Raw genomic sequence first — 20,748 nt, 5'->3', positions numbered from 1 at the left:
TGCGGGCCGGCGGATCGTCGTCGACACGTGCCACCTTCGGCGCCTTGTGGACCGGTTCCTCATAGGTGCGGGCCGGAGCGGCGGCCGCCACGGCGGCAGGTGCCAGCGCGGCGCCAGCCACCGCTTGCGAAGGCGGCACTTCCATCATTGGCGCGGCCGGTGCGGCGGCCACCGGTGCGGCCGGGACCCCGGCGGCATTGGCAAAGCTGTTGCCCTGCGTGGTGGCGTACGGGACCGCTTCACTGCCCGCATACGGCGCCGCGGCGGGCGCGGTAGCCAGACGGTCTGCGGCGGTCAGGTCGCCGGCGCGGTGGCTGGGAATCCAGCCCATGATGGCCGCAATGCCTACGGCGCAGAACAGCATGACGGCAATGGCTGCGGCAATCAGCAGCGGGTGCGCCGTGCCCTTGCGGGCGGGGGTGGGGATGTGTGGGTTATCCATGATCGTGTCCTTCGGTTTGTTTTTGATAGGCGAACCCGGCACTTTGGTCCGCGAGGCAATTCTCCCGTGATGGCCGGTCTGCTTCCGTGCGTCACCGTACATACTTCCGGTATTTGAGCGGCTACGCTGGGCGCAATTGTTTGCAAATGTTTCGATAATCCGTATTTAACACTTGCAACCCCGATTCCTACTGTGACGCCACCATGCTCGAACATTCGTCCACCGCGCGGGAGGCTGCGATGACCATCGTGGCCGGCCCGGTCGCGCTCAGCAGCAACAAGCTGCTGGCGGCGCTCCCGCACGAGGAAGTGGAGCGCCTGCACGCCCAGATGGAGCGCGTGCATGTGCAGGTCGGCGCGGTGCTGTATGAGCCGTCCAAACCGATTCGCTACATCTATTTCCCCGACGATGCCGTGATTTCCATGCTCGCGGTCGCGGGCGGGCGGATGACGCTCGAAGTCGGCCTGATCGGGCGGGAAGGGATGCTGGGCGCCACCCTGGCGCTTGGGCACGACAGCGTGCAGGTGCGCGCGGTGGTGCAGCGCGAGGGCATGGTGTGCCGCATGGACGCCGACCAGTTCCGCGCTGAGTTCGCCCGCAATCTGCATCTGCAGCGCGCGCTGTACCGCTACACGGACACCCTGCTGGCGCAGGCGATCCAGATCGCCGTATGCAGCCGTTTCCACGTGCTGGAGGCGCGCCTGGCACGCTCGCTGCTGGTCACACGGGACCGGCTGCAGTCGGACCGCTTCCATCTCACGCACGAGTTCCTGGCCCATGCGCTCGGCGTGCGCCGGGTCGGCGTGACCAAGGCCGCCAGTGCGCTGCAGGCGCAGGGGCTGATCAACTACAGCCGCGGCAATATCGAGATCCTCGACCCGGTCGGCCTGGCCGCAGTCTCGTGCCGCTGCTACGAGATCGTCAAGGAAGCCGAGCAGCAGGACCGCCCGGCCAGCTTCGTCTAGGCGCCCGCCTGCTTCTGCGTATGGCTCTGCCCCGGGAGAGTTTCCCCAGGGAGTCCTCATGCAGGCATTCGGCTTCTGGACGCGGACATGGAATGTGTTCCTCAAAAACAAACACCCCGCAGGCCGGAGCCTGCGGGGCGGTCGTGTAGAAGCGTCAGTCCAGGCTGGATCAGCGCGACGGCTTGCCCACCTGGTTGCCGATCACGCCGCCGACGGCTGCGCCGCCCACGGTGCCGGCTGCGCTGCCGCCGGTCAGGGCGCCGCCGATCACGGCGCCGGCGCCGGCACCGATGGCGGTGTCACGGTCCTGGCGGCTCATGTCGGAGCAGCCGGTCATGCCCAGCGTCGCAGCTGCCAGCGACGCGCCTACCAGAATAGTCTTGATCGATTTCATAGGTCACCTCGTTCAGAAAAGTTTTCTTTCACTACTTTCATGCGACATCCCCGCTGGTGCGTGTGCCGTTGACTCAAGAGTAGAGTTCGCTGCACCTGTGGTCTGTACGGAAACGCACACTGTTACGAAGGCTTACGTTATTGCCACCGTGCTCTGGGCCGCTCATTTCTTCGGGCCGTTCGGCTTGCCCGGCGGCGGCGCCTTGGGCTTGGCGCTGGCCTGGGCCAGCAAGGCCGCACACGGGCTGTCCTGGCCCGGGCCGGCGTTGATCAGCGGGACCAGCGCCGCCAGCGGTGCGGCCAGGGTGCCGAGTGCCAGCGCGCCGCCGGCCTTCATGGCCAGCACGCCCTTGTCGATCGACACATCCGGCTGCTTGAAGGTGCCGCGCAGGTAGATGGGAGCGCGCAGCGAGAACAGGCGCAGTCCTTTGGTCTCTGGCTTCATGGTGAAATCCATCTGTTCCGTCGCCAGGTTCAGCCCGCCGTTGACGTGCACCACGGCTTCGTCGGTGTCGGCGACGAACAGGCGGGTCTGCGCCACGCCCTTGGCGACTTCCATGTCGGTGGCCAGGCAGTTCAGCTGCACCGGCTTGTCGCCGAACAGCTTGGTCAGGATGATGTTGCCCACGTTCAGGCCCATCTCCTCGAGCAGCAGCTTGCTCACCGTGCCCTGGCTGATCAAGCCCTTGAGTTCGCCATTGGCATCGGCCATCAGGGTCGCCACCGAATTGCCGGTCGCGGTCAGCTTGGCCTGGGCGTTGATTTCACCCACCGTCGCCTGCTTCACGTCCGAAATCTTGGGAAACAGTTGGTTGATCTTGATGTGCGAGGCGGTGGTCTGCGCCACGGCCTTGATCGCATTCTTGCCCTGGCGCCCGCTGCCGTCGAGGGTGATGTTCGAGGTCACGACGCCGCCGGCCATGTTGAACTTCAGGGGATGCAGGCTCAGCACGCCGTTTTTCATGGTCAGGTGGGTGTCCAGGTTGGACAGCGGCAGGTCGCCGTGGCGGATGATACGGGTGGCCAGGAACTTGACGTCCGCATCCACGCTGGTCCAGCGCTCGGTCTTGAAGGTCTCGACCGGCAGCGCCTTGTTGGCGGGCTGGACCTCATCCACGCCGCGCTTCTGCTTGCTCTCGTTGGAATCGGCGCCCACCAGCGGGCCCAGGTCCTTGAAGTCCAGCAGGTTGGACTTGACGTTGGCGGTCAGCAGGCCGCGCGGCTTGCGCGCGTCGTACTGGATGCGTCCGCCGATGTCGGAGTTCCCGACCTTGCCCTTGAACTTGTCGTACACCCAGCGGCTGGTGCCGTCGCCGAGCTCGCCGTGCAGCTGGCCCTCGGTCGAGAACGCCGGGGTCTCGGGGAACACCACGCCGGTAATCGCGTACAGGCGCGCCATGCTGGCGCCCGAGGCTTTCAGGTGCATGTCGATCGCGGCCAGCTTGGTGGGCTTGGTCAGGGTGCCTTCGGCCGCCAGCGATACCAGGCCCAGCTTCATGTCCGCCTTGATCGGATAGGGCTCGACCTGGTTCTGCAGCGACAGCACCGCGCCCGCCTTGCCGCCGCCCGAGACCGGCGCGCCGCGGAAGTCGCCCTTGAGGGTCCAGCCGACGCCGTAGGTCGCATCCTGGTCCAGCGTGTCCACGTTGGCGGTGATGTCGGCTTTCTCGATCGCGTCCTTGTAGTGCACGGTGCCCTTGCTGAACACCACGCGCTGCAGGTCCAGCGTCCAGGGCGACTTTTTCTCCTCGTGCTTGAAGGTCCAGTTGTTGCGTCCGTCCGGCAGGCGCACCAGCGACACGGCCGGCGTGTCGAACGACAGCAGCGGGATCTGGATCGTGTGCGACAGCAGTGCCAGCGGATTGAGCGAGAACGAGAACTGCTTCACGTTGGCCATGTCCACCTGCTCCATGGTGGTGGGGTTGCCGACGTGGATGTCGTTGGCGATCAGGTAGGGCCAGGGAATCCAGTCGCGCCAGGTGCGGTCGTGCGGGCGCATGGTGGAGGAGGGCTTCAGCCACTTCACCTGCAAATGCCCGGCGATCTTGAAGGGGCGCTCGATGGCCTGGCTGACCTTGTCGTTGAGCCAGGGCCGGGCGCGGTCCCAGTCGAAGTTGAGGATGATGATGATGGCGATCACCGGCAGAGCGATCAGCACACCGATCACCCACAGCACGATCTTCGTGGTGCGGGAGAGGCCGCGGTGGCCATGCGGCGCCTGCTGGGGCGTCTGGTCCGTTGCTGTTGTTGTGGTCATGGGAAGTCCTTGGGTCATAAGGCTTGAGTCCAGCATACACCCCGTCCTCTTGAGCTTATGTGCGTCAGCGTACCGATGAACTGTCCCCATCGGGCATATAAATTCACTACGTAATGCCTCACCCGCAGACCCTGTGAAAACAAGATTGGAGAACAAGATGAAAGCTGACCTGATGAAGTTCGCCTGCGCCTCGATCGCCCTGGTCCTGGCCGGCTGCGCCTCCGAAAAGACCCCCGCCGTGGCCGACGTGGCCGCGTCCAGGAATGCCGTGATGAACGCCCAGACCGTCGGCGCCGCCGAGCTGGCCCCGGCCGAGATGTCCGCCGCGCGCGACAAGATGCAGCGCGCCAGCCAGGCCCTGGCCGCCAAGGACTACGACACTGCGCGCGACCTGGCCCAGCAGGCCCAGGCCGATGCCCAGCTGGCGCTGTCCAAGTCGCAGTCGGCCCGCGCCACCGAGCAGGCCAACGCGCTCCAGCATGACGTGATGGTGCTGCAGCAGGAAGTGGTGCGGGCCCGCTCCGCCGGGGCCACGACCACCACCACCGCCGTGGGCACCAGTGGCACCACCGGGACCACCGGCACCACCACCACCACCACCACGACCACCACCCAGCAGCAATAACGGTCTCCTTTCCAACCAAGTCAAAGAAGAAGGAAACAACATGAACTCGACTTCCCTCAAGGCCGCGGCAATTGCCGTGGCGCTGGCCCTGGCTGCCTGCAGCACCACCCCGACCACCACGCCGACCCTGGATGCCGCGCGCGCCGCCTACGCCGACATCAACAGCAATCCGCAGGTGTCGCAGTACGCGCCGCTGGAGTTCAAGCAGGCCAGCGATGCGCTGGAAGCCGCCAACAAGGCCGCGGCCAAGAAGGACAGCCTGGAGGAGATCGACAAGCTGGCCTACATCGCCAAGCAGAAGATCGAGACGGCGCGCGAGGTGGCCCGCACCAAGTCCGCCGAGGATCAGGCCAACGCCGCCGCGCGCCAGCGCGACCAGGTGCGGCTGGAAGCGCGCACCGTGGAAGCCGAGCAGGCCAAGGCCGCCGCCGCGGCCGCCCAGCAGCAGGCCATGACCGCGCAGCAGCAGGCCGCCTCGGCCCAGAGCGAAGCGGAGCGCGCCCGCATGCAGGCCGCCCAGTCGGCGCAGGAAGCGGCCGATGCCAAGGCCGCGCTGGCCGCCTACCAGGCCGTGCTGGTCGAGCTGCATGCGGTGCAGACCGCGCGCGGCATGGTGGTCACCATCAACGACGTGCTGTTCGACACCGACCAGGCCTCGCTGCGTCCGGACGGCGTGGCCAACGTGCAGAAGCTGGCCAAGGTGCTGGCGCTGCAGCCGCGCCGCACCGTGCTGGTGGAGGGCTTCACCGACAGCACCGGCTCCGACCAGCACAACCAGCAGCTGTCCGAGCGCCGCGCCGCCTCGGTCCGCGATACGCTGGTGGGGATGGGCGTGGATGCCAGCCGTATCGCCATGCGCGGCTACGGCGAAAAGTTCCCGGTGGCCGGCAACAAGACCGCCTCGGACCGCCAGCTGAACCGCCGCGTCGAGATCGTGCTGTCGGAAGAGGGCGGCACGATTCCCCCGCGCTGATCCAGCGCACCCCTGACGCCGGCCCGCGCGCCTGAGGCCGCGGCCGGCGCCGACTCGCCACGATGACAAGGAAAGAGATCATGGAACAGAACACTTCGCACCTCACCCACGGCTTCGACGTCGCGGCCATCCGCGCGGCGGCCGCCAACATGGAGGAAGGCCCGGTCACGGACAGCTATGCCGCCGACCGCGAGGCCGTGGTGCAGATGCTGAACGACGCCCTGGCCACCGAGCTGGTGTGCGTGCTGCGCTACAAGCGCCACTACTACACCATCAGCGGGCTGGGCACCAGCGAGATCAAGGACGAGTTCCTCGAGCACGCCAACGAAGAGATGCAGCATGCCGACCGCCTGGCCGAGCGCATCGTCCAGTTGAACGGCACGCCGAACTACAACCCGGCCATCATCCAGCAGCGCAGCCATGCCGAGTACGACGATTCGCTCGACCCGCAGGCCATGGTGCGTGCCAACCTGATCGCCGAGCGCGTGGCGATCGAGTCCTACCGCCAGATGATCCAGGTGATCGGCGACAAGGACCCGGTCACCACCCAGCTGCTGACCGACGTGCTGAAGCAGGAAGAGGAGCACGCGGACGACATGCGCGACCTGCTGCTGCCGAATAACGCCTGACCGCAACGCCTGACTGCAACAACCCCATCACCACGTTACTTAATTCAATAAGAAAGGACCTCATCATGTTCGGTTCCACCGCCTCCAAAGTCGCACCCAAGACCACCCTGAACGGCGCCGCCACCGGCACCGCCACCGACATGCGTTCCCTGATCGAGGACGCCAAGACGCTGCTGTCCGCGGCCGCCCACCTGACCGGCGACAAGGCCGACGAAATGCGCGGCAAGGGCATGCAGATGCTCGACCATGCCATGGGCAAGGGCCGCGACTACCAGGACATCGCCCTGGCCAAGAGCAAGGAGCTGGCCCAGGCTGGCGACGCCTATGTGAAGGACAATCCGTGGAAGACCGTGGCCGTGGCGGCCGGTGTCGGCCTGCTGCTGGGCGTGATCCTCGGCCGCAGCAAATAAGCGGCGGGGGACGTCATGGACAACTCGACCGCCGTCGCGCACGGACCCGGCCTGTTCACGGGCATCACCAGCCTGGCCAAGAACGCGGCCGGGCTGATCATGGCCCGCTTCGAGCTGGCCGCACTGGAACTGGGCGAGGTGCGCAACCACCTCATCGAGCTGGTGGTCATGTTCGCGATCGCGGCCCTGTCGGCGCTGTTCGCGCTGGCTTTCGGCTGCGCCGTGATCGTGGCCCTGGCCTGGGACGCGCTGGGCTGGAAGATCCTGCTGATCATGTTCCTGGTGTTCCTGGCCGTGGCCGTGGCGCTGGTGCTGAAGGGCATGGCCATGCTCAAGCAGAACAAGCTGGCGTTCCCCGAAACCATGAACCAGCTGAAGCACGACCGCGAAGCGCTGCTCTGAACGAGGACATCCCATGGAACATCACCAGCACGACCATCACGGCCAGCACGGCAAGCACGACAAGCAGGCCGATGCCCAGCGCAAGGCCTTCCTGCTGCAGGAGGCCGAGCGCCACCGGGATGCCATCATCCTGGCCAAGCAGCACATCAAGTACGGCGCCAAGCCGGAGGTCATCATCCACAACATGCTGGACCAGGCAACCTACACGGTGCGCAACAAGGTCGACGCGCTGCTGACGCCGACCGGCCTGTCGGTCACCGCAGTGGCGCCGTATGCCATCAAGGTGCTCGGCATCCTGCGCCGCCGCGGGCAGCTGAAGCCGGCGCTGGGCATCGGCGCGGTGCTGGCCGGGGTCGCGTGGTACATCAACAAGCGGCGCCAGGAGCATTTCCTGGCCCAGTAGCGCCGGCAATCAACAGCGCAGCGACGGTCATACCAACCTATATGGTGGGGCTTGAGCGGCGCCGCATCGGTGGCATATTTCGATTCGGCGCCGTTTTTTTTGCTGTGATAGTCTGCTCCGCATGATCAAGAACGCCCGCTACGTGATCGCCGTGCCCGACCTGGAGCGCTCGGCGGCCTTCTACCGCGACATGCTCGGCTTTACGGTCCACGAGATCGGCAACGCCGGCTGGCGCTTTTTCGTCAAGGACCACTGCTTCATCATGGCCGGCGAGTGCCGCGACGCGATGCCGGTGGCAGACACCGGCGACCATTCCTATTTTGCCTATCTCGATGTCGATGACGTCGATGCGCTGCATGCCGAGCTGTCCGCCAAGGGTGTCGAGCTGGTCAAGCCGTTGCGCAGCGAAGTGTGGGGCCAGCGCGAGTTCGGCATCCGCACCGTGGACGGCCACCGCATCATGTTCGGCAGCCCGGTGGCGGCATGAATGCGCCGCGGGCCGCCAGGTCCGGCGGCGTCACTGCCGGGAATCCGCTCAATCCGCACGGCATGCGCATCGTGCTGGTCCTGCAGGGCGGCGGCGCGCTCGGCGCCTACCAGGCGGGGGTCTACCAGGCGCTGCATGAGCACGGCCTGATGCCCGACTGGACGGTCGGCACCTCGATCGGGGCCATCAACGGCGCGCTGATCGCAGGCAACCGCCAGGCCGACCGGCTGGGGCGGCTCAAGCAGTTCTGGGAGCGGGTCGCGCATCCGGATCAGGTCGACATGGCACGGGCGGACGAGCAGGGCAAGCGCGCCAACATCTGGCTCAACACCGCCGACATCGTCTTGCGCGGCATTCCCGGCTTTTTTGAACCCCGGCTGTTCAACCCGTTCGCGCTGGGCTGGCATGTGGCGCCGGAAGCGGCGTCCTACTACGACACCGCGCCGCTCAGCACCACGCTGCGCGAGCTGGTCGATTTCGATTATCTGAATGGGGCCGAGGGGATGCGCCTGACGGTGAATGCCGTGAATGTGCGCACCGGCGAGCTGGCCCATTTCGACAGCGTGCGCGGCCAGCTCGGGCCGGACCACGTGCGCGCCAGCGGCGCCCTGCCGCCGGGCTTTGCGCCGGTGCCCATCGCCGGGGAACTGTACTGGGATGGCGGGCTGTATTCGAACACGCCGCTGGAGTCGGTGCTGGGCGATTTGCCCAAGGGCGACACGCTGTGCTTCCTGGTGGACCTGTGGCAGGAGAGCGGCCTGGCGCCGACCACGCTGGACGAAGTGAACATGCGGCAAAAGGACGTGACTTTCGCCTCGAGGTCGCTGCGCCACATCCGCGACTACGCCGAGCAGCACCGCCTGCAGCGCAAGCTGCGCGACCTGTACGAGCGGCTGCCGCCGACCGCGCGCACGGCGCAGGACTGGGCCGAGCTGGAGGCGCTCGGTTGCGAGACCACCTTGCATATTGTGCGGCTGCCGTACGCGGGGCGCGACTGGCAGATGGCGGCCAAGGACCTGAACTTCTCGCGCGGCTCGATCGACTGGCGCTGGGACCAGGGCTACCGCGACGCCCTGCGCGCCCTCGACGCCGCCGCCTGGCTGCGTGCGGTCGAAGAGGACACCGCCGTGGTCGTCCACGAACTCCCGCCGCGCGCCGTGCCGAAGGCGCAGTAGCGCGAACGGGGAGGGCTGGCGCGCGGTGACGCGGACGTCACCCGTTCGTCGTCAGCGGCTGGCCATCGCCGTTTCGCGGGCGTTGGCCATGTCGTGGTTGTAGGTCTGGCGCGCTTCGGCCATGCAGGCCGAGCGGTTGGCCGCCTCGCCTTTCTGGCAGCCGATCTTGGCCTCGGCATAGGCCGCGCCGATTTCCTTGCGCAGCGTTTGCAGGCGAGCCTGCAGGGTTTTGTCGTCATTGAACCAGCGGTGCGGATCGCCGTGCGCCAGTTCGCGCTGCTGGTTGGCCACCACGTTCGGTGGTGTGAGGGGCGCCCCGGCTTCCTGCGCCAGGGCCGAGCCCACGCAGAAGACCAGCGCACCGGCGCCGATCACGGCGCGAATCATCGTTTTCGCTTGCATGTCGAGCTCCTTGTTGGGGTCGGGCAGATCCTGGCTATGGGTCGAGCCCGGAAAACTGATTGCGGGTTACAGCCGTCCTGTCAGCAGCAGGAACAGCAGGACCAGGACGAGAACGCCGGTGATGCTGACCGGGCCATAGCCCCAGTTGCGGCTGTGCGGCCAGGTCGGCAGCACACCCACCAGCGCCAGAATCAGAATGATCAGAAGAATGGTTCCCATGGTGACCTCCCAGTCCTATACGGTGGTGCGTCCGCGGCTCGCGGCCGCGGCGCAGGAGATGACCGGCCCCGCAAGGAGGCCGTCATGTATCAGTAGCGGTAGACGCGGCCATCCACGATGCGCACGCGGTTGCCCACGCGCAGGTCATAGACGCTGTCCTGCACCACGGTGCGGTAGTCGCCGTTGTCCAGGCGCACGCTGACCTGGTACATGTCGCGGTCGCCTTCACGCTTGGCTTCCATGTTGTTGCCCACCACGGCGCCGGCCAATGCACCGGCGGCAGTCGCGGCGGTGCGGCCCGAGCCGCTGCCCACCTGGTTGCCCACCAGGCCGCCGACCACGCCGCCGATCAGGGCGCCGGAGCCATTGGTGGTGCCCGCGGTGCGGGTGACGGTGATCGAATCGATGGTGCCGTACATCGAGGAAGCGCCGGCGCTGTCGTACGAGCTGTAGGTCGGACCCGAGCTGGTCGACGGTGCCGTGGAGCAGCCTGCCAGCACGGCGGTGCCGGCCACGACCAGGGCTGCGAGAGTGCGAGTCGGATGGATCATGTTGTTCTCCTTGTGCTTTTGAGCGGTAGGAACAGATTACCGACGGAGCTCGGCCTGGGTCTGTGCGGCGTCTCACGTTGTCAACATGGTCACCACTGTCTGTCACTGATGAGCAGTTTTTGTTCGTCACCGAACAGAAGACTTTTGTGAGCAAGCCGACAATCAGCCTCAATCAATCTGAAGCCAAGAGGAGCGACCGTGAAGCCAACCGTGTTCTGCAGTGTGCTGAGCCTGGCCCTGTACAGCCTGGCTGCGCACGCCGCCACCCCCGAATCGAAGGCCCTGTACGACCAGACCCGGGCCGCCGCGGCCGCCCAGTACAAGGCCGACCACGCCCAGTGCCGTACGCTGGCCGGCAACGCCCGCGACGTGTGCGAGGCCGAGGCCAAGGCCCGCCAGGTCCGCGCCGAGGAAGACGCCGGGGCCCAGTACAAGAACACGCTGGACGCGTACACCAAGGCGCGCATGCGCATCGCGTCCGCCAATTACGACCTGGACCGCGCCAAGTGCGGCGCGCTGGGTGGCAACGACAAGGACGTCTGCCTGGCGCAGGCCAAAGCCACCCGCGTGGCGGCCGAAGCCGATGCCAAGGCCGACGAAAAGGCTTTCGAAGCGCGCCAGGATGCGCGCGACGATAAACGAACGGCACAGTACAAGGTCGCGCTCGAAAAGTGCGATGCGTTTGCCGGTGCGGTCAAGGACAACTGCGTCTCGACCGCCAAAGCCCAGTACGGGAAATGACGCACCGCGCGTCCCTCCCGTGCCGGATATTGAGTGAGCACCAACGCTGCGCCCGGCATCACCTCAGCACCGGGCACGGCACCCACACCAACTAACAAGGAGTCCACCATGAAAATCGCAAAAGCACTGTCGTCCATCATGATCGCCGCCTCGGTCCTGTCCGTGGCCAGCCTGACCGGCTGCGCCTCGACCCCGACCAAGGAAGGCACCGGCGAGTACATCGATGACAGCGTCATCACCGCCAAGGTGAAAGCCTCGCTGTTCAACGAGCCGACCCTGAAGGCCACCGAAATCAACGTCGAGACCTTCAAGGGCGACGTCCAGCTGTCCGGCTTCGTGGCCGATCCGAAGGATGCCCAGAAGGCCGTGGAAGTGGCGCGCGGCGTGAAGGGTGTGACTTCGGTGAAGAACGACATTCGCGTCAAGTAAGACCGGATGAGGATCCGGGCCGGCCCCGCCGCGGGGCCGGCCCTTCGTGAATTCAGGACGACCATGCAGCTCGCTTCCCATTCCCAGGACAACGGCGAGCCGCCGCTGATCGCCGACACGCCGTTTGCGCCGGACACGCCTGGCCGCAGGGTCGAGGACAAGGTGGCTCCCACTGGGGAGGCCCACCTGCCTTTGCACGTCCGCGCGCGCAACTTCGCGCTCGGGGTGATCGCCACGGTCGCCTTCATTTTTGCGCTGCAGTGGTCCAAGCATTTCCTGGTGCCGCTGCTGCTCGGCATTTTCATTGCCTATACCCTCAATCCGCTGGTCGTGTGGCTGGAGCGCATCCGCATCCCGCGCGCGATCGGCACCACCATCGTCACGCTGGCCGTGCTGGCGGGGATGGTGCAGGTGGCCAGCCGCATCCAGGACGAGATGTTCAACATCGTCGACGAGCTGCCCACCTTCACGCACAAGGTCGCGCGCATGCTGGCCAAGGATCCGGACAAGCCCGGCACCATCGCCCAGGTGCAGGCCGCCGCGGCCGAACTGGAGCAGGCCACCGTGGGCGGCGCCGGCGCCCACCCGGCCCCGCCGCAGCAGCGCCGCGCCGCGATTCCTTCACCGGCGGGCAGCAATTTCCGGGTGTTCGACTGGCTGGTGGCCGGGTCCATGAGCCTGATGAGCGGGGCGGTCGAGGCGGTGATGGTGATCTTCCTCGTGTTCTTCCTGCTGCTGGCCGGGGACACCTTCAAGCGCAAGCTGGTCAAGCTGACCGGGCCTTCGCTGAGCCAGAAGAAGATCACCGTGCATATCCTGGACGACATCAACACCTCGATCCAGAACTACATGTTCATGCTGCTGGTGACCAATGGCCTGCTGGCGCTGCTGATGTGGATCGCGCTGCGCATGATCGGGCTGGAGAACGCGGGGGCGTGGGCCGTGTTCGCGGGGCTGGTGCACCTGATGCCGTACTTCGGCCCGCTCCTGATGATCGCCGGGACCGGCATGGCCGCCTTCATGCAGTTCGATTCGCTGCGCGAGGTGCTGATCGTGGCGGGCGCCTCGATCGCCATCGCGACCCTGGTCGGCACCTTCATCACCACCTGGATGACTGGCCGCATCGCCAAGATGAATGCGGCCGCCGTGTTCGTCAGCCTGCTGTTCTGGGGCTGGCTGTGGGGCGTGTGGGGCATGCTGCTCGGCGTGCCCGTGATCGTGATCGTCAAGGTCGTCGCCGAGCGCGTGGAAGGCATGGAGGTCATCGCCGAACTGCTCGGCGAGTGACCCCACGCCGGGCCCGGTCAGGCCCGGGTCTTCTTGGCCGGACGGTCGGCGCCGGTTTCTTCGGCGGGCTTGTGCTTCAGGCTGCCCAGCTGCAGGGCGTACTGGCGGGCGAATTCGGCGCCGAGGAAGAATATCTGGGCCGAGTAGTAGACCCACACCATCATCGCGATCAGCGACCCGGCCGCGCCGAAGCTGCTGGCCACGCCCGAATTGCCGATGTACAGGCCGATCAGCAGCTTGCCCAGCTCGAACATGGCCGCGGTGCCGAGCGCGCCGACGACCACGTCCCGCCACGCCAGCTTGATGCGCGGGAGCAGCTTGTAGATCACGCCGAACAGCACTGCGATGACCAGGAAGCTGACGATGGTGGCGACCCAGCTCATCAAACTGGCCGCGTCCTTCCAGTAGCCGACGAAGAAGTTCTCCACGAAATCCATCGCCGCGCTGATCACCAGTGACACCATCAGCAGGAAGGCCAGCACCAGCACCAGGCCGAACGACAGCAGCCGCGTGCGGATGGTGTCCCACAGGCCCGCGTTCCTGGGCGCGGGGATGTCCCAGATCTCGTCCAGGCTGTCCTTGAGCTCGGCGAACACGGTGGTCGCGCCAAAGATCAGCAGGGCGATCGCGATGCCGCTGGCGAGGATGCCATCGTCATGGTTGCGCGCGCCGCTGAGCACCAGCTGGATGGCAGCCGCGCTCTGCGGACCGAGCAGGCCGCTGAGCTGGTGCATCAGCTGCCCGCGGGCGGCCTCTTCCCCATAAAAGATACCGGCGATGGCGATCACCAGCACCAGGATCGGCGCGATCGAGAACAGTGTGTAGTAAGCCAGCGCCGCGCCCTTGCTGGCGGCGCGGTGGTCGATCCAGTCCGACAGCGCGCACTTCATCACCTTGACCAGATGGCCTGAGTACGTAGACCAGGATACGTTAGGCATCGAGCCCTCCTTGAAAAAAAAGAAGGGGCGCGCAGCCCCTTCCGTGTGCAGCACGATCTGATGTGGCGCTTACTGCACGCGCTTCTCGATCGTGATCTGCTCGACTTCCACGCGGCGGTTCGGCTCCAGGCACTTGATCAGCTCGGAACGCTTCTTCTGGTTGCACTGGACCACCGGGTTTTCTTCGCCACGGCCCTGGGTCTGCAGGCGCGAACCATCGATGCCCTTGCCCACCAGGTAGTTCTTGACCGACACGGCACGGCGCTCGGACAGTTTCTGGTTGTACGGCTTGGAGCCGATGCGGTCGGCATAGCCCGTGATCATGATGTTGGTCACCGAAGTGTCGGTGTTCAGCGCATTCGCGATCTCGTCCAGCTTCATCTGCTCGCCGCGCAGCTTGTCGCTGTCGAACTCAAACAGCTCGGTGGCCGACAGGGTCACCTTTTCGAAGCGGGCCGGCGGCGGCGGCGGCGGCGGTGCGACCGGGGCCGGTTGCGGGGCCTCGGCGACCGGTGCCGGAGCCGGAGCCGGCGGCGGGGCCGGCGGAGCCGGCGGCGGCGGCACGTCGAACAGGTAGTTGAAGCCGATCGTCAGCAGCTTGTTGTTGCTGCGGTCGAAGCCGAAGGCCTGGTCGCCATCGCGCAGGCGGCCGCGCACGGAGCGCAGGTCCACTTGCATGTTCCAGTGGTCGTTCATGCCGACCTGGAAGCCGACACCGGCGGTGAAGTAGGGCGAGGTCTTGGTTGCGTTGCGCAGCGGATTCTCGACATCGTCACGCTGGGCGCCGACGCCAAACAGGATGAACGGACGGAAGTTCTGGCGCGACAGCATCAGCAGGGCATCCGCGCCCAGCAGGGTCTGGCGATAGTGGCGGTTGCCGTCGTTATCGCGCACATAGCTGCCACCGAGCTGGATGTCCCACATCGGCGAGACGGCCTTGCCGAACTTGAGGCCGCCGCCCCAGGCCCGCTTGTCGGTGCCGAAGTCGCCGTCCGGCTTCATGCCGACGATGGAAGGCTGGATGTACCAGGACGGGTTGATGACAGGTGTTGCATCCTGCGCCATCACACCGGCAGAACACAGCAGGGCCGAGGCGAAGGCGATCATTTTCATTTTTTTCACAGAAAACTCCTTAGTGAATTATTCGGAGGGTTGCCCACATCGCTTGCGCGAGGAAGTGATGTTGGACCAAAGAATAAGTTTGGGAGTTCCCTATGGTCAGTGCGGTACCGCACTATGAACTTGGCACTGTGGCATCGATGCCACAGTGCCAAGAATCAATACCAAGCGTGTGGGCTCACAGCGTGGTTTCGAGGTAGGCGTACAAATAGTTGGACCCGCCGTTGATGTTCCCGAGCAGCTGCGAGGTGCCGAAAATCCCCGAGCGGTGCGAGATGCCGACGCCCAGCATGGTGTCGTGCAGGCGGCGCGAACCGACCAGGTCGCCGACCGAGACATCGAGCGTGGGATCGAGATAATTCAGCAGCTTGGAGGTGGCGCGCCCGCGCCGCGCCTGGTCGCGTTCCTCCGTCAGCGGCACCCGCTGGGCGAACGAAAAGCCGGCGCCGAAGCCGACCCGCGTCAGCACCCGTTCGCTCCACGGAAAGCCGGAATAGAAGGCCTTCAGCTGCGCATTCAGTTGCAGGCCGTTGCTGCGCAGGCCGCGCTCGTCGTGCGCGAGCACGCCCACATAGCCCGCGAAATCGAGCGGCCAGCCGTGCACGTTCTTGACCAGGGTGCGGCCCACGTCCAAGCCCCAGATGCGGGTGTCGTCGCCCGTGCGGGTGGAGCCGCAGCGGAAGGTTGCGGCGGGCAGGAAGTTGCATTCGGTGGCGCGCCCGCCGAACAGGCGGACCTGCAGCGGCGCGGCCGGAGCGGAGTAGGGCTGGTGGTTGCCGAACTCATAGGCCACGCCCAGCTGCAGGCTGGGCTCGGCGCTGTCCTCCACCAGCGGGCTGCGCAGGATCTGGTTCGAGTGGTGGGTGAAGCCGAGCGCGCCGAGCGCGCGCCAGCGGGCGCTCAGGTCGTAGTAGGCATACAGGTTGAGCGCCCAGTCGGTGCCTGCGCCGGCGTGGTATGCCGGCCGGGTGGCGGTCGCTTCTTCCGGCCGCACGCCATAGTAATAGTCGTTCAGCAGGCGGCTGCGGCGCGCCACCGTGACCGCGGGTCGGAAGTGCCAGCGGCCCGCGTCCAGGTCCACGCTGTATTCGAAGCGCGTTTCGCTGCCCTTGTGGGTGTGGTTGGCGTCGTGCAGGTATTCGAGGTCGAAGTTGCCGTAGGGGCGGCGGTAGCGGTAGGAAATGCCCATGTCGACTGCCGGGTTGCGCTTCTCCATGCCGGCCAGCACGGGCGGCGTCTTCTCGTAGGGATAGCCCTCGTAGCGGTAGTCGAGGAACAGGTCCAGTCCGTAGCGCTCCTTCTCGCGCAGCTTCAGGCCGACGCGGGTCGCGTGCAGGTAGATGCGCTCGCCTTCGTACATGTAGAGGGGAATCAGGTCCAGCCCGCGCGAGGCGTCCTTGTAGGGCGTGTAGGCGACGCGCTGGATCGCGCCCAGGCCGGCGCTGTTGGGCACGGCCACGAAGTCGATCAGGGTTTCGGTACCTGCCAAAGCTGGCAGAGGCGCGAGCAGAGCGGGCAGCAGGTATTTGTAGATTCGATACATATGTTGATGCAGGTCAAAACGTCACGACGAAACCGTCCATTCTAAACCTGCAAAAAAAATCGCGCCGGGCCGTTGCCGGCCGCGGCGCGATCCTGCCGGGTGAGGCTTAGCGCTGGGCGCCCGAATCGGTGCTGCCGCTGGCGCTGCCGCCGGTCGAGTTGACGCTGGCGTCATGCGGGACCACGACGGTGGTATCGCCTTTTTCACCTTTTTCGCCTTTTTCACCGGCCGGGCCCGGAGGACCCTGCACCGGCACCGCGACCGGGACTTCCTTCTCGACCACGGTGGTGGTGGCCGGGGCCGGGGCGGCCACGGTGGTGTCGGCGGCCGGGGTCACGACGGTGGCCGGCGGATTGACGGTGGTCTTTTCACAGCCGCTCAGGGCGGCGACCGCCAGGACGGCGGCCAGCAGAGGGGTCTTCATGAGGTTCTCCTTGGGGTTTGATCGTGACCACATCTTATGCAGGGGAACCCGTCCGTTCTGTGCGGAAGCTCACCTCCAGTATTGACGAAACAAATAGACACATCTCCATCTAATGTGGGATGGCGCACAGACCGGTTTCTGTCGCAACGGCAATCTGGCGTCCATGGGAGGGGAACCTGGCCCCGGCGCAGGAGTCGAAAGGCAGCGTCCCCCTCAGTGGCTACCTAAAACATGGAGTACCGAAACATGCATGCAAACTTGAACTCTTCGAATGCGCAGGCCATGACCACCCAACGCGTGGGCACCAATGGGCTGATCGAGCGCGTGCCGCCCAAGCCGGCCGAGCGCGCGCCGATCTCGCTGGCACCGATCGAGCGGGTGCGCTCGACCTCGGCGACCCAGCGGCGCATCGAGAACATGCAAAAACTCATCAATGAGCTGATGGACCACGAGATGCTCGCCGACGAGATCGCCTGGTTCCTGAAATTCTCGCCGTCCGGCGCCCGTAAATACATCCGCGACCTGCGCGAGGCCGGCGTGATCGAACTGGCCCGCTATGTCGAAGGTACCGCCACCTACCTCGGCAAGGCCGTCTACCAGATTTCGCCCGACCCGGAACGCGTGCAGGCTTTCCTGGCAGCCATCGCCCAGCCGAAGCGCGAAGGCGCGCCGCCGCGCAAGGAGCGCCCGGGCCTGCGCGAACAGGCCATGGCCGGCACCGGCCGCCACTTCCATATCCTGGCCGACGACACCCACTACGCGATCCGCGTGAACCGCAGCCCGGTCAGCCGCGATCCGCTGGTCGCCGCCCTGTTCGGGCCGCCGCCATCGCAGCTGCCCAAGGACGGCCAGCCGTCCTGATCTTGACGCCCACCGAAGAACGCCGCAGACCCCTGCGGCGTTTTTTTTCTTGAAAAGCTGCCAACGGGCCGCAGATGGGGTCGGGAAAGGAGGCCACCATGCTGCCGACACCCGACGCCCTCGAAGGCAAAACCGTACCCCAGGTCACGTTCAAGGCCCGCCCCAACAATCAATGGCGCGACCTCACCACCGACGAGCTCTTCAAAGGGAAGACCGTGGTCGTGTTCTCGCTGCCTGGCGCTTACACCCCCACCTGTTCCTCGTCCCACCTGCCGCGCTACAACGAGCTGGCGCCCGTGTTCAAGGACAACGGCGTGGACGACATCCTGTGCATCTCCGTCAACGACGCCTTCGTGATGAACGAGTGGCAGGCCGGGCAGGATGCGGCCAACATCACCTTCATCCCCGACGGCAATGGTGACTTCACCAAGGGCATGGGCATGCTGGTCGACAAGCGCGAGCTCGGCTTCGGCCAGCGCTCCTGGCGCTACTCGATGCTCGTCAAAGACGGCATCGTGCAGAAAGTCTTCATCGAGCCGGACAAGGAAGGCGACCCGTTCGAGGTGTCCGACGCCGAGACCATGCTCCGCCATATCAACCCGCAAGTCGAGATCCCCGAGCCGATCCTCATGTTTGCCAAGCCCGGCTGCCCGTTCTGCGCGCGCGCCAAGCAGCTGCTGCGCGACCGCGGCCTGGCCTTCCATGAGGTGACGCAGAGCCAGTCCTTCACCAGCTCGGCGCTGCGGGCGGTATCGGGCGCGTCCACCTGGCCGCAGGTGTTCGTGGGCGGCAAGAAGATCGGCGGTGCGGACGAGCTCGAGACCTGGCTGCAGGCCCGCTCCGGGCAGGCGGCCTGAGATGGCCGGTCTCCGCCTCTCGGTCCTGGACCAGTCCCCGGTGGTGTCCGGCCAGGAGCCGGCCGCGGCCATCCGGCAGTCGCTGGAACTGGCGCGCCATTGCGAAGCGCTCGGCTATGACCGCTACTGGGTCTCCGAGCACCACAACAGCCACGCCATCGTCGGCAGCGCGCCCGAGGTGCTGATGGCCGCGATCGCCGCGACCACTTCGCGCATCCGCATCGGCAGCGCGGGCGTGATGCTGCCGCATTACTCGGCCCTGAAGGTGGCCGAGCAGTTCCGCGTGCTGGAGGCGCTCGCGCCGGGCCGGATCGACCTGGGCCTGGGCCGCGCGCCCGGCTCGGACCGGCTCACCGCGCGGGCCCTGAACCCGCACGCCATGCCGGGCGCGGACGATTTTCCCCAGCAGGTGCTGGACCTGCAGTCCTGGGTCGAGGGCAAGCCGCTGTCGGCGGCGCACCCGTACCGTGCCATTTCCGCCCAGCCCGCCGGGCCGACCAGCCCGCAGATCTGGATCCTCGGCAGCTCCGACTATGGCGCCCAGCTGGCCGCCCATTTCGGCCTGCCGTATGCCTTCGCCTATTTCTTCAGCGACGGGCGCGGCGTCGAAAGCGCGCTGGAGCTGTACCGCCGCAACTACCAGCCGAGCGAACGCTACCCCGAGCCGCGCGCCACCATCTGCGTGTGGGCGCTGGCCGCCGACACGCACGCCGAGGCTGAGCGCCTGGTCGCCACCCGCGACCACTGGCGGGTGCGCTTCGAGCAGGGCCTGTTCGGGCCGCTGGTATCGCCCGAGGAGGCGCTGGCGTATCCTTACCATGCGGGCGAGCAGGCGCGCATCGCGCAGATGCGGGCCAGCGCGATGATCGGCACCGGCGCCGAGGTGCGCGGCCTGATCGAGTCCGAGGCGCGCCGCCTGGGACTGGACGAGATCGTGGTCAACACCTGGACCCATGACTTCGCGGCGCGCCAGCGCTCGTATGCCTTGCTCGCCGAGGCCTTCCAACTGCAAGGAATGTGAATGGACGCTTTGTTTGTGCTCGCGGCACTTGGCCTGGCCGGTGGCGCGGCGCTGCTGTGGCCGCGCTGGCGCCTGCGCCGGGCGCTGGCCGCGCCGATGGACCCGGCGCAGGTCGCCCTCATCCGGCGCAACCTGCCGCTGTACGACGCCATGCCGCCCGAGCTGCAGCAGCAGTTGAAGCGCATGGTGCGCCAGTTCCTGCACCAGAAAACCTTCATCGGCTGCGCCGGCCTGGAGGTGACCGACGAGATGCGCTACACGGTGGCGGCGCACGCCTGTCTGCTGCTGCTGAACCGGCCGTCGCGCGTGTACCCGCGCCTGACCACCATCCTGATGTACCCGACCGAGTTCCTGGTGCCGCGCCGCGAAGCCGATGCGGCCGGCGTCATCACGGAAACGCGCCAGGGTCTGCTGGGCGAATCGTGGGGCGACGGGCGCGTGGTGCTGTCCTGGGACCACGTGCAGCAGGCCGCGCGCGCCTGGGGCGCGGCCCCCAACGTGGTGCTGCACGAGTTCGCGCACCAGCTGGACAGTGAGTCGGGCTCGACCAACGGCGCGCCGTATCTCGGCAATCCGCAGCGCTACGAGAGCTGGTCTACGGTGCTGTCGCGCGAGTACCAGCGGCTGCGGCGCGACGCGATGTACGGCCAGCAGGGCGTGCTCGACCATTACGGCGCCAGCAATCCGGCCGAGTTCTTCGCGGTGGCGGTCGAGACCTACTTCACCAAGCCCTGGCAGCTGGCGGACGAGCATGCCGAGCTGTACGCCGAATTCCAGGAGTACTTCCGGGTCGACCCGCGCGCCTGGCTGCCCGAGCCGCGTCCCGCTCCTGTACCGGAGTGGAATTTCGCCTACGGGCAATGGCAGTAACGCTCGGTGCGCTGACGTACAGAATCCCCGGCCGGGGTGCGGCATCCTGAAACCTCATCCAAGGAGGAAACAGCATGTCCACCATTCTTGCCGGTCGTTTTCTGCTGCAGGACGAAGTGAACTTTGCGCGCCAGGAACTGATCAGCGCCGGGTTCCCCGATGACCTGATCAGCGGTTTCTATGTCAACCAGCCGGGGCAGCACGACATGACGCCCATCGGCGGCGATCACATCACGTCCCCGGGTGCCAAGGAGTCGCCGGGCGCGGTGCTGGCGGGGGAGGCCACTGGCGCCGCCGTCGGCGCCGCCATCGGGGCGGTCACCGC

At 66.5% G+C, this 20,748-nt stretch carries 25 protein-coding genes and 2 pseudogenes; 17 read left to right on the top strand and 10 right to left on the bottom strand.

The window, feature by feature from the left end:
- Positions 1 to 442: pseudogene (locus E4L96_RS13755) on the bottom strand (hypothetical protein); the annotation flags it as partial.
- A gap of 239 nt (positions 443 to 681) precedes the next feature.
- On the opposite strand from E4L96_RS13755, the gene E4L96_RS13750 reads away from it, so the two are divergent.
- Positions 682 to 1,407, top strand: a complete 726-nt coding sequence (locus E4L96_RS13750) for a Crp/Fnr family transcriptional regulator (RefSeq protein ID WP_135207797.1) — start codon at positions 682 to 684, stop codon at positions 1,405 to 1,407.
- A 169-nt stretch (positions 1,408 to 1,576) separates the two neighbouring features.
- On the opposite strand, the gene E4L96_RS13745 is transcribed toward E4L96_RS13750, so the two are convergent.
- Both E4L96_RS13745 and E4L96_RS13740 read right to left on the bottom strand, forming a co-directional pair.
- Positions 1,577 to 1,801: a YMGG-like glycine zipper-containing protein gene (locus E4L96_RS13745; RefSeq protein ID WP_135207790.1), complete on the bottom strand. Its 225-nt coding sequence runs from the start codon at positions 1,799 to 1,801 to the stop codon at positions 1,577 to 1,579.
- A 162-nt stretch (positions 1,802 to 1,963) separates the two neighbouring features.
- Positions 1,964 to 4,057, bottom strand: coding sequence for an AsmA family protein (locus E4L96_RS13740; RefSeq protein WP_135207789.1), 2,094 nt, complete (start codon positions 4,055 to 4,057; stop codon positions 1,964 to 1,966).
- 157 nt (positions 4,058 to 4,214) lie between these two features.
- Between E4L96_RS13740 and E4L96_RS13735 the strand changes: the two genes are divergently transcribed.
- The 8 genes from E4L96_RS13735 (at position 4,215) to E4L96_RS13700 (ending at position 9,161) form a co-directional block, all read left to right on the top strand.
- Positions 4,215 to 4,682, top strand: a complete 468-nt coding sequence (locus E4L96_RS13735) for a DUF4398 domain-containing protein (protein ID WP_307721644.1) — start codon at positions 4,215 to 4,217, stop codon at positions 4,680 to 4,682.
- Positions 4,683 to 4,722: 40 nt separating this feature from the next.
- On the top strand, positions 4,723 to 5,655 hold the full coding sequence (locus E4L96_RS13730) for an OmpA family protein (RefSeq protein WP_135207788.1): 933 nt from the start codon (positions 4,723 to 4,725) through the stop codon (positions 5,653 to 5,655).
- An 80-nt stretch (positions 5,656 to 5,735) separates the two neighbouring features.
- Positions 5,736 to 6,284, top strand: a complete 549-nt coding sequence (locus E4L96_RS13725) for a ferritin-like domain-containing protein (protein ID WP_135207787.1) — start codon at positions 5,736 to 5,738, stop codon at positions 6,282 to 6,284.
- Positions 6,285 to 6,349: 65 nt separating this feature from the next.
- Positions 6,350 to 6,694, top strand: coding sequence for an ElaB/YgaM/YqjD family protein (locus tag E4L96_RS13720; protein ID WP_229414472.1), 345 nt, complete (start codon positions 6,350 to 6,352; stop codon positions 6,692 to 6,694).
- A 15-nt stretch (positions 6,695 to 6,709) separates the two neighbouring features.
- Positions 6,710 to 7,096 carry a phage holin family protein gene (locus E4L96_RS13715; protein WP_135207786.1) on the top strand — a complete coding sequence of 129 codons (387 nt, stop codon included), beginning with the start codon at positions 6,710 to 6,712 and terminating at the stop codon, positions 7,094 to 7,096.
- Positions 7,097 to 7,109: 13 nt separating this feature from the next.
- Positions 7,110 to 7,499 carry a hypothetical protein gene (locus E4L96_RS13710; protein WP_135207785.1) on the top strand — a complete coding sequence of 130 codons (390 nt, stop codon included), beginning with the start codon at positions 7,110 to 7,112 and terminating at the stop codon, positions 7,497 to 7,499.
- A gap of 121 nt (positions 7,500 to 7,620) precedes the next feature.
- Positions 7,621 to 7,986, top strand: coding sequence for a VOC family protein (locus E4L96_RS13705; RefSeq protein ID WP_135207784.1), 366 nt, complete (start codon positions 7,621 to 7,623; stop codon positions 7,984 to 7,986).
- Positions 7,983 to 9,161 (top strand): patatin-like phospholipase family protein, encoded by a 1,179-nt coding sequence (locus E4L96_RS13700; RefSeq protein ID WP_370660747.1) that lies wholly within the window; start codon positions 7,983 to 7,985, stop codon positions 9,159 to 9,161. The genes E4L96_RS13705 and E4L96_RS13700 overlap by 4 nt, the downstream gene beginning before the upstream one ends.
- A 51-nt stretch (positions 9,162 to 9,212) precedes the next feature.
- Here E4L96_RS13700 and E4L96_RS13695 read toward each other — a convergent pair whose 3' ends face one another.
- The 3 genes from E4L96_RS13695 to E4L96_RS13685 form a co-directional block, all read right to left on the bottom strand.
- Positions 9,213 to 9,563 (bottom strand): hypothetical protein, encoded by a 351-nt coding sequence (locus tag E4L96_RS13695; RefSeq protein WP_229414471.1) that lies wholly within the window; start codon positions 9,561 to 9,563, stop codon positions 9,213 to 9,215.
- 66 nt (positions 9,564 to 9,629) lie between these two features.
- Positions 9,630 to 9,782, bottom strand: a complete 153-nt coding sequence (locus tag E4L96_RS13690) for a DUF3309 family protein (protein ID WP_135207783.1) — start codon at positions 9,780 to 9,782, stop codon at positions 9,630 to 9,632.
- An 89-nt stretch (positions 9,783 to 9,871) separates the two neighbouring features.
- Positions 9,872 to 10,333, bottom strand: a complete 462-nt coding sequence (locus tag E4L96_RS13685; protein ID WP_135207782.1) for a glycine zipper 2TM domain-containing protein — start codon at positions 10,331 to 10,333, stop codon at positions 9,872 to 9,874.
- Positions 10,334 to 10,531: 198 nt separating this feature from the next.
- Here E4L96_RS13685 and E4L96_RS13680 point away from each other — a divergent pair, with 198 nt between their 5' ends.
- The 3 genes from E4L96_RS13680 (at position 10,532) to E4L96_RS13670 (ending at position 12,790) form a co-directional block, all read left to right on the top strand.
- The gene (locus tag E4L96_RS13680; protein WP_229414469.1) at positions 10,532 to 11,074 is read left to right on the top strand and encodes a hypothetical protein; all 543 of its coding nucleotides are present in this window, start codon (positions 10,532 to 10,534) and stop codon (positions 11,072 to 11,074) included.
- A gap of 108 nt (positions 11,075 to 11,182) precedes the next feature.
- Entirely contained in the window at positions 11,183 to 11,503 is a 321-nt protein-coding gene (locus E4L96_RS13675) for a BON domain-containing protein (protein ID WP_135207781.1), read from the top strand.
- Positions 11,504 to 11,566: 63 nt separating this feature from the next.
- Positions 11,567 to 12,790 carry an AI-2E family transporter gene (locus tag E4L96_RS13670; RefSeq protein WP_135207780.1) on the top strand — a complete coding sequence of 408 codons (1,224 nt, stop codon included), beginning with the start codon at positions 11,567 to 11,569 and terminating at the stop codon, positions 12,788 to 12,790.
- 17 nt (positions 12,791 to 12,807) lie between these two features.
- Here the strand turns inward: E4L96_RS13670 and E4L96_RS13665 are convergent, their stop codons facing one another.
- From E4L96_RS13665 to E4L96_RS13650, 4 genes are all read right to left on the bottom strand, one after another.
- Positions 12,808 to 13,728 carry a YihY/virulence factor BrkB family protein gene (locus tag E4L96_RS13665; protein ID WP_135207779.1) on the bottom strand — a complete coding sequence of 307 codons (921 nt, stop codon included), beginning with the start codon at positions 13,726 to 13,728 and terminating at the stop codon, positions 12,808 to 12,810.
- A 69-nt stretch (positions 13,729 to 13,797) separates the two neighbouring features.
- Entirely contained in the window at positions 13,798 to 14,841 is a 1,044-nt protein-coding gene (locus E4L96_RS13660) for an OmpA family protein (RefSeq protein WP_307721645.1), read from the bottom strand.
- A 184-nt stretch (positions 14,842 to 15,025) separates the two neighbouring features.
- Positions 15,026 to 16,390 (bottom strand): MipA/OmpV family protein, encoded by a 1,365-nt coding sequence (locus E4L96_RS13655; RefSeq protein WP_135207778.1) that lies wholly within the window; start codon positions 16,388 to 16,390, stop codon positions 15,026 to 15,028.
- A 106-nt stretch (positions 16,391 to 16,496) separates the two neighbouring features.
- Complete coding sequence (locus E4L96_RS13650) at positions 16,497 to 16,814, bottom strand: collagen-like protein (RefSeq protein WP_135207777.1); 318 nt, start codon at positions 16,812 to 16,814, stop codon at positions 16,497 to 16,499.
- Between the two features lie 282 nt (positions 16,815 to 17,096).
- On the opposite strand from E4L96_RS13650, the gene E4L96_RS13645 reads away from it, so the two are divergent.
- From E4L96_RS13645 to E4L96_RS13625, 5 genes and pseudogenes are all read left to right on the top strand, one after another.
- The gene (locus tag E4L96_RS13645; protein WP_135207776.1) at positions 17,097 to 17,675 is read left to right on the top strand and encodes a winged helix-turn-helix domain-containing protein; all 579 of its coding nucleotides are present in this window, start codon (positions 17,097 to 17,099) and stop codon (positions 17,673 to 17,675) included.
- Between the two features lie 98 nt (positions 17,676 to 17,773).
- Positions 17,774 to 18,532 carry a glutathione peroxidase gene (locus E4L96_RS13640; RefSeq protein ID WP_135207775.1) on the top strand — a complete coding sequence of 253 codons (759 nt, stop codon included), beginning with the start codon at positions 17,774 to 17,776 and terminating at the stop codon, positions 18,530 to 18,532.
- Between the two features lies 1 nt (position 18,533).
- Positions 18,534 to 19,553: an LLM class flavin-dependent oxidoreductase gene (locus E4L96_RS13635; protein WP_135207774.1), complete on the top strand. Its 1,020-nt coding sequence runs from the start codon at positions 18,534 to 18,536 to the stop codon at positions 19,551 to 19,553.
- Positions 19,554 to 20,423 (top strand): M90 family metallopeptidase, encoded by an 870-nt coding sequence (locus tag E4L96_RS13630; protein WP_135207773.1) that lies wholly within the window; start codon positions 19,554 to 19,556, stop codon positions 20,421 to 20,423.
- A gap of 74 nt (positions 20,424 to 20,497) precedes the next feature.
- A pseudogene (locus E4L96_RS13625) lies at positions 20,498 to 20,748 on the top strand (hypothetical protein); the annotation flags it as partial.

The organism is Zemynaea arenosa (assembly GCF_004614185.1).
GTDB lineage: Bacteria > Pseudomonadota > Gammaproteobacteria > Burkholderiales > Burkholderiaceae_D > Telluria > Telluria arenosa.
This window is presented reverse-complemented; position numbering and strand designations above follow the sequence as displayed.